Origin of the sequence: Fibrobacter sp. (assembly GCF_017545445.1) — a bacterium.
In the GTDB taxonomy this organism is placed as follows: domain Bacteria; phylum Fibrobacterota; class Fibrobacteria; order Fibrobacterales; family Fibrobacteraceae; genus Fibrobacter.
The window spans coordinates 1-7,582 of sequence record NZ_JAFWOM010000160.1 but is presented as its reverse complement, the minus strand read 5'-3'; the positions used below and the strand labels follow the sequence as shown (position 1 = coordinate 7,582).

Below are 7,582 nucleotides of genomic sequence, written 5' to 3'. Positions count from 1 at the left end.
TTGCAGATTCACAAATTCTGCGTTATTGTTGTAAAAACTTACATCGGGATTTTAACGAAACCACTATAAAAACGACCTAAATGAAAATATAATTGTTGCCATGAAATCAACAAAACTTTCTGCATTCTCTCTCTCTTTGCTGTTCAGTGCCGCTATGGCCACTGCAGCCGATACCGCAGGTAATTTTTTTGACGAAAACGGCGCCTATTACGGCCCGGACTGCGATAAAGAAAAAAACTATTCCGGCGCTTACTACACCGGTAATTACGAAAGCCCGTTCAAGACCGTCTTAGGCAAGACCGACGAAGAAATTCAGGCAAAAATGGATCAGTTGTGGGACCACTACTTTAAGGGCGACAACAACTCCAAAGTCTATTACGACAAGGGTAATGAAGCTTACATTCTCGACGTGAACAACAGAGACGTCCGTTCTGAAGGCATGTCTTACGGTATGATGATTGCTGTGCAGACCGGCCACAAAGAAGAATTCGACAAGCTCTGGAACTGGGCCAAGAACCACATGTGGCACAAGAGCGGTGGCTGGGATGGCTACTTCGCTTGGCAGCGCAACGAAAGCGGCTCCGGCGGTGACGATAACTGCGCACCGGACGGCGAAATGTATTTTATGATGTCGCTCCTTTTTGCGGCGAACCGCTGGAATGACAGCAAGTACATGGACGACGCCCAGTACATCTTGAAGAAAATGTGGGACAACGGCCAGCATAGCCTTTTCAACCCACAGCATTACGTCATTACGTTCCAGCCGCAGGGCAACGAAAACAACTTCTCCGACCCGTCTTACGATTTGCCGGCTTATGTCGATCTTTTCGCCCGCTGGTCCACCTCCAACCAGGATAAGTGGAGCAAGGCAGCAAAGGCAACGCGCGACCACTTGTACAAGTCCTCTAATACGAAGTCCGGCTTGTTCTCGGATTACAACAACTTCGACGGTACTCCGCACGGCGTTAGCTACAACGGCAATGCCGAAAAGTACATGTACGATGCCATGCGCTGCGCTATGAACTTCGGTATGGACTACTATCTCTTCGGCGCAGATTCTGCTCGCCAAGAAGAAATGGCCCGCCGCATCATCGACTTCTTCGAAAAAGACAACTACAAGCACGCTCGTTTCAACTGGGATGGATCCAACCCGCAGGAACAGTACACGCTTGGCGAAACCGGCGCAAATGCCGTGGCTGCAATGGCTTTGATCAAAGATTCAAAGTATGATGACGCCGTCAAGAAGAATCTCAAGATGGCTTGGGACGCAAGCCTCATGACCGGTCAGTACCGTTACTACGATGGCTTGGTGCACTACCTCGCCATGCTCCACTTGAGTGGAACGTTCAAGATCTGGAAGCCGGCACCGGATGTCAAGGAAAAGACGGTTAACGCAAGTGAATATAATGGCATCAAAATTGAAAAGGACACCACGTTCTATGCATTTGAATCTTGCCAGCTTTACAAGGTTGCCGCAAAGCCGGGTGCAAACAACCCGGACACCACCAAGCAGGATACCACCGTACGCGACACATCGCTTAACAAGGACACGACCGACGCAATCCGTTCTTCGTTCGCCTTTAACAGAAACGTAAGAGTTTGGTCCACCAACAACTCCATCGTCATTGAGAATGCTCCGATCAACACCAAGTTCGCTATCACAGATCTCAATGGCCGCGTTCTCAAGGCTTCGAAGACGAATTCTGCCATGCAGGAAATCAGCATCCGCAACAAGGGCAACTTCCTCGTTATCATTGGCGACAAGGCTTACAAAGTTGTGAAATAAAAAAATCACAAATAACATTAAAAAGGCGATCGTTCTTCGATCGCCTTTTTTAATTTTTTTCGCTTACTCTAATTATAAATAAAAGATAAATTTCATCTGCATAGTTTTTTTGTAACATTTTCTTTTTTCGAATTTTCTATATTACCGCCCGGAATGACGATTTGATAAACAAACCGCCACGTTCAACATTCAATGCGAGGCAAAACAAAATGGATTTGAAAATACTTCCTCAGCCAGACGATGTTACGTGCGGACCGACTAGCCTACACGCAGTTTACTCTTATCTTGGCTATAAAATTTCCTTGAACAAACTCATTTCTGAAATTGAATTTTTGGAAGAAGGCGGCACACTAGGCGTATTTCTTGGCATAGATGCCCTCAAACGCGGATTCAAGGCTACAATATATTCTTATAACTTGAAAATTTTCGATCCGACGTGGAGCAAGCTCAAAATGCCCGAACTTCGCGAAAAACTCGTCGCATTGCACAAGGCAAAACACGCTCCCAAGCTTAAAAAAGCAATTGAAGCCTATATCCGATTCATTGACTTGGGTGGGACGGTTGCCACGGCAGACCTACGTGCAAGCATGTTCGAAGGCTACTTCAAGCGTGGCATCCCGGTACTTTGCGGTTTAAGCGCCACCTACCTTTACCGCTCCCCCCGCGAATACACAAACGATAATGACAAGTCCGTCTTTGACGATATCCACGGCGACCCGATGGGGCATTTCGTGGTGCTTTACGGGCTTGACGAAAAAAAGCAGTTCATGGTGGCTGATCCGGACTGTACGAACCCGATGGCAAGCGGTCCTTATTACAAAGTAGATAAGTTCCGGTTGATTCACAGTATTTTGCTTGGCGTCATGACTTATGACGGCAACATTCTTGTAGTGGAGAAAAAATGAAGAACAATCCGGCTCTGATGATTACCTGCGAACACGCGAGCAACGCTCTGCCGGGAATTGTCGTACGCACTTTTCGTGAATGCAACATTGAAGAGGCAAAACGTCTTGACATAGAATCCTGTAATACTTTTGGGATTCCTGACGAAATTCTCGCCTCCCACCGCGGCTACGACATTGGTGCGTACAAAGTATTTTTCAATTTGGTCAAACGTTTAAAACCAGATTTTCACTGTCAGGGTTCATTTTCAAGGCTAGTCGTTGATTTGAATCGCAGCACGACAAGCAAGTCTTTTTTTTCGGAATATACAGTTCATTTGCCTCAAACGGTCAAGGAACACATAACCGGCCTTTGGCAAAAGTATCGCAACAAGATTGAAAACTTTGTTGCAAAATCGATTCCAGAAAAATTGCGTGATTCCGAAGATGAAATTCCGCTCAAAGTTATCCATTTGGGCATCCACAGTTTTACGCCTGTATTAAATGGTGTCGAACGCGACGCCGATGTCGGGATTCTCTACGACCCGAGCCGTCCCGCCGAAGCAAAACTTGCAGAAATTCTCATCAAGAGCATTCACGAACGAGAGCCCTCACTCCGCATCCGCCGAAACTATCCGTATCTGGGCAAGTCCGACGGTCTCACCACCACACTCCGCCAAAAGTTCGGCCCCGCCTACGTCGGGCTTGAAATCGAAGTAAACCAAAAATTGCTAACCAAGTAAAGAACCCCGATTTTCGCTTTTTTTTTGCAAAAAACTTACAGTTTTTCCTACCAATCTTATTTATTTTTAAGCATGTTTTGGACTTTATGCGTAAGCCTACGGTCTTGGGAGAAGACGATTCGATTTTCGAACATAATTCTAGCAGTTTGCCTTTTCTTGATACCCGCAAAATCATTTGCCGGTGGTATGCCATTTCCTTGGGATTTGTCTGTTGGCGGTGGATCAAACATGTTTGCCGTCGGTGTCGATTGGAGCTTTCTCGACAATCGATCCCTAAATCACATTCCTAGATATTGTATTTCTCCAGGTAACGAGATGATTTTGACTGTTAGAACTCGATATATTTACGATTTCAACGAGCATCAATCAGGTTTCTTCTTGCAACCGAACTTGAAGTATTTATATCAAATCGTTTTATTCGACCTAACTGTAGGACCGGAAATCGGGTGGTTTTCTGAAAACGGTTTTGATTATGGAGCGTCGGCTCGACTTGGAATAACGCCTTTTATCTACTTTGAAGTCGGGCATTTCTTTAATTCAAAAAGAACTTATTTCAACATCTTGGGCAACGTACCTATTGGCCTAATATTTTGGTTTTTTGTTGGCTAAATAATTGCTCGCCTTATTCTTAAAACGAAAAAAGCCTCTTATTTCAGCATTTTTTTTAAAATTTATTGTTCCAACGCTTTAATCTTATTTAATTTTAAGCGTGGATTTTTGCCCTTCATGCGTGTAACGCACGCCGAAGGTGTATATGATCAGATTTTTTTCGAAAAAACCTAAAAACTGGAGATATCCATGGCAAAAAAGATGATTGCGTGTGACGGTAACGAGGCCACCGCTAGCGTTGCGTTTGCGGTTAGCGAAGTCGCGGCAATTTACCCGATTACACCGTCTAGTCCTATGGCTGAGCACGCCGACAACTGGAGTGCTGCAGGCAAGAAGAATATTTGGGGACAGGTTCCCCGCGTGTTTGAAATGCAGTCCGAAGGTGGCGCTGCCGGTACCGTTCACGGTGCTCTGCAGGCCGGTGCTTTGACCACGACCTTCACCGCTTCCCAGGGTCTTCTCTTGATGATCCCGAACATGTACAAGATTGCGGGCGAACTGACCCCCACGGTCTTCCACGTCACTGCACGTGCTCTTGCTATGCAGGGCCTTTCCATTTTCGGTGACCACTCCGACGTTATGGCTTGCCGCCAGACGGGTTTTGCAATGCTCGCCTCCAGCTGCGTCCAGGAATGCCAGGACCTCGCACTCGTGGCCCACGCTTCTACACTCGAAAGCCGCGTTCCGTTTATGCACTTCTTTGACGGCTTCCGCACTTCTCACGAAGTGATGAAGATCGAAGCTCTCGAAGACGGCGTTATCCGTAACGTCATCGACGAAAAGTATGTGAAGGCATGCCGTGAACGCTGCCTCACTCCGGACCGCCCGACCATGCGCGGTACCGCCCAGAACCCGGACGTCTACTTCCAGGGCCGCGAAACGGTGAACCCGTTCTACGCCAAGGTTCCGGAAATTGTCCAGAAGTACATGGACAAGGTCGCAAGCTACACTGGCCGTCAGTACCACATCGTGGATTACGTCGGTGCACCCGACGCCGAACGCGTGATCATTTCCATGGGTTCTTCGACCTGCACCATCGGTGACACCGTCAAGTACCTCAACTCCAAGGGCGAAAAGGTCGGTCTCGTGAACATCCGCCTGTACCGTCCGTTCCCGATGGAAGCCGTCGTCGCCGCTCTCCCGAAGACTGTCAAGAAGATTGCCGTCCTCGACCGCTGCAAGGAACCGGGTTCCGCTGGCGAACCGCTCTTCCAGGACGCCCTGACCGCAATCTCCGAAGCCGTGATGGCTGGCAAGATGGCCATGCCGAAGATGATCGGTGGCCGCTACGGTCTTTCCTCCAAGGAATTCACCCCGGCTATGGTCAAGGCCATTTACGACGAACTCGCCAAGGCCGACCCGAAGGCACGCTTCACCGTCGGTATCAACGATGACGTCTGCCACACGAGCCTCACCATCGACCCGAACTTCAAGCTCGAAAGCGACTTCTTCCAGGCCATGTTCTTCGGTCTGGGTTCCGACGGTACCGTGGGTGCCAACAAGAACTCCATCAAGATTATCGGTAACGAAACCGACAACTACGCTCAGGGCTACTTCGTTTACGACTCCAAGAAGTCTGGCTCCATGACCACCTCTCACCTCCGCTTTGGTAAGAGCATCATCGACGCCCCGTACCTGATTGGCGAAAACGAAGCCGACTTCGTGGCATGCCACCACACTCCGCACCTGGAATCCGTGAACATGCTGAAGTACGCGAAGGATGGCGCGACCTTCCTCGTGAATACTCCGCATTCCGCCGACACCGTGTGGGATACCTTCCCGCGTCCGGTGCAGGAAGAAATCATCAAGAAGCACCTCAAGGTGTACGTGATCGACGCCTACGCCGTTGCCGCTAAGACCGGCATGGGCCGCCGCATCAACACCGTGATGCAGACCTGCTTCTTCAGTAAGCTCGGTAACGTGCTCGATGCCGAAACCGCCATCAAGTACATCAAGAAGTACGCCGAAAAGACTTACGCCAAGAAGGGTCAGGAAGTGGTCCAGAAGAACTGGGACGCTATCGACGCCTCTCTTGCTAACCTGTTCGAAGTCAAGGTTCCTGCTACTGTCACCAGCACGAAGGAATTCCGCGCTCCGATCCACGGCGACGCTCCGAAGTTCGTGAACGAAGTCACCGCAGAAATCATCAAGGGCAACGGCGAACTCCTCCCCGTTTCCAAGATGCCTTGCGACGGCGTGTTCCCGACCGCTACCACCAAGTACGAAAAGCGCGACCTCGCCCTCAACATCCCGTCCTGGAATCCGGACGCTTGCGTGCAGTGCGGCAAGTGCGCTATGGTCTGCCCGCATGCTGCCATCCGCGTGAAGGTTGTGGACGAATCCGCCATGAAGAACGCTCCGGAAGGCTTCAAGTTCACTCCGGCCAAGGGCTTCAAGCTCGAAGGTTCCGACAAGCCGGTGTTCGCTATTTCCGTGTCCAGCTACGACTGTACGGGTTGCGGCGTCTGTACGCAGGCCTGTATCGGTAAGGACAAGACCGACGAGACCAAGAAGGCCATCAACATGGTGCCGCAGGAACCCATCAAGGTCCAGGAAGGCAAGTGCTGGGACTTCTTCGTCGATCTCCCGGAATTCGACCGCACAAAGGTCAACAAGAACCTCGTCAAGCAGGCCATGCTCCTCGAACCGCTGTTCGAATTCTCCGGCTCCTGCGCAGGCTGCGGCGAAACCGCTTACGTGCGTCTCGTTTCTCAGCTGTTCGGTGACCGCATGGTTGTCGCCAACGCTACGGGTTGCTCCTCCATTTACGGCGGTAACCTCCCGACTACTCCGTGGGCAAAGAACAAGGAAGGCCGCGGCCCCGCTTGGGCAAACAGCCTGTTCGAAGACAACGCCGAATTCGGTCTCGGTATGCGCCTCGCTATCACGAAGCATGCCAAGCAGGCTCTTAGCCTCCTCGAAGCCGTGAACGTTCCTGCCGAACTCAAGGAAAAGCTCACGACCCAGAAGCAGGACGACGAAGCCGGCATCAAGGCCCAGCGTGAAAACGTCGCCGCCCTTAAGGCCGCCCTCGCCGGTGCTACCGACGAAGCATCCGTCAGCCTCCGCGACGAATTCGCCGACTACCTCGTGAAGAAGTCCGTCTGGATCTTCGGTGGTGACGGTTGGGCATACGACATCGGTTACGGTGGTCTCGACCACGTGATGGCAACCGGTGAAAACGTGAACATCTGCGTCCTCGATACCGAAGTGTACTCCAACACCGGTGGACAGGCTTCCAAGGCCACGAACCGTGGCGCCGTCGCCCTCTTCGCTGCCGCTGGCAAGCGCGCTGGCAAGAAGGACCTCGGCCTTATCGCCATGAGCTACAAGAACGTTTACGTGGGTCGCATCGCCCTCGGTGCAAACGACGCTCAGGCCCTGAAGGTTCTCCAGGAAGCAGAAGCTCACAATGGTCCGTCCCTGATCATCTGCTACTGCCCCTGCATCAACCACGGTTTCGATCTCAACAGCCAGCTTCAGCACCAGAAGATGGCCGTGGATTCCGGTTACTGGACTCTGCTCCGCTACAACCCGGCTCTCGCCGCCGAAGGAAAGGCTCC

Annotated in this window: 5 protein-coding genes; all 5 read left to right on the top strand. The window is 50.8% G+C overall.

Annotated elements, in window-relative coordinates:
- The first annotated feature begins 100 nt into the window (after positions 1 to 100).
- Positions 101 to 1,786 carry a glycosyl hydrolase family 8 gene (locus IKG78_RS18520; RefSeq protein ID WP_290946268.1) on the top strand — a complete coding sequence of 562 codons (1,686 nt, stop codon included), beginning with the start codon at positions 101 to 103 and terminating at the stop codon, positions 1,784 to 1,786.
- Positions 1,787 to 1,995: 209 nt separating this feature from the next.
- On the top strand, positions 1,996 to 2,691 hold the full coding sequence (locus tag IKG78_RS18515; protein ID WP_290946267.1) for a peptidase-C39 like family protein: 696 nt from the start codon (positions 1,996 to 1,998) through the stop codon (positions 2,689 to 2,691).
- Positions 2,688 to 3,410, top strand: coding sequence for an N-formylglutamate amidohydrolase (locus IKG78_RS18510; protein ID WP_290946247.1), 723 nt, complete (start codon positions 2,688 to 2,690; stop codon positions 3,408 to 3,410). The genes IKG78_RS18515 and IKG78_RS18510 overlap by 4 nt, the downstream gene beginning before the upstream one ends.
- 156 nt (positions 3,411 to 3,566) lie before the next feature.
- A complete protein-coding gene (locus IKG78_RS18505) occupies positions 3,567 to 4,019 on the top strand; it encodes a hypothetical protein (protein ID WP_290946245.1) in 453 nt (150 codons plus the stop codon).
- A 189-nt stretch (positions 4,020 to 4,208) separates the two neighbouring features.
- The coding region (nifJ, locus tag IKG78_RS18500) for a pyruvate:ferredoxin (flavodoxin) oxidoreductase (protein ID WP_290946243.1) at positions 4,209 to 7,582 on the top strand (3,374 nt) is incomplete at its 3' end.

Coding starts and splice junctions, on each gene's coding strand:
- IKG78_RS18515 (WP_290946267.1), top strand. CDS start 1,996: ATGGATTTGAAAATACTTCCTCAGCCAGACGATGTTACGTGCGGACCG.
- IKG78_RS18510 (WP_290946247.1), top strand. CDS start 2,688: ATGAAGAACAATCCGGCTCTGATGATTACCTGCGAACACGCGAGCAAC.
- IKG78_RS18520 (WP_290946268.1), top strand. CDS start 101: ATGAAATCAACAAAACTTTCTGCATTCTCTCTCTCTTTGCTGTTCAGT.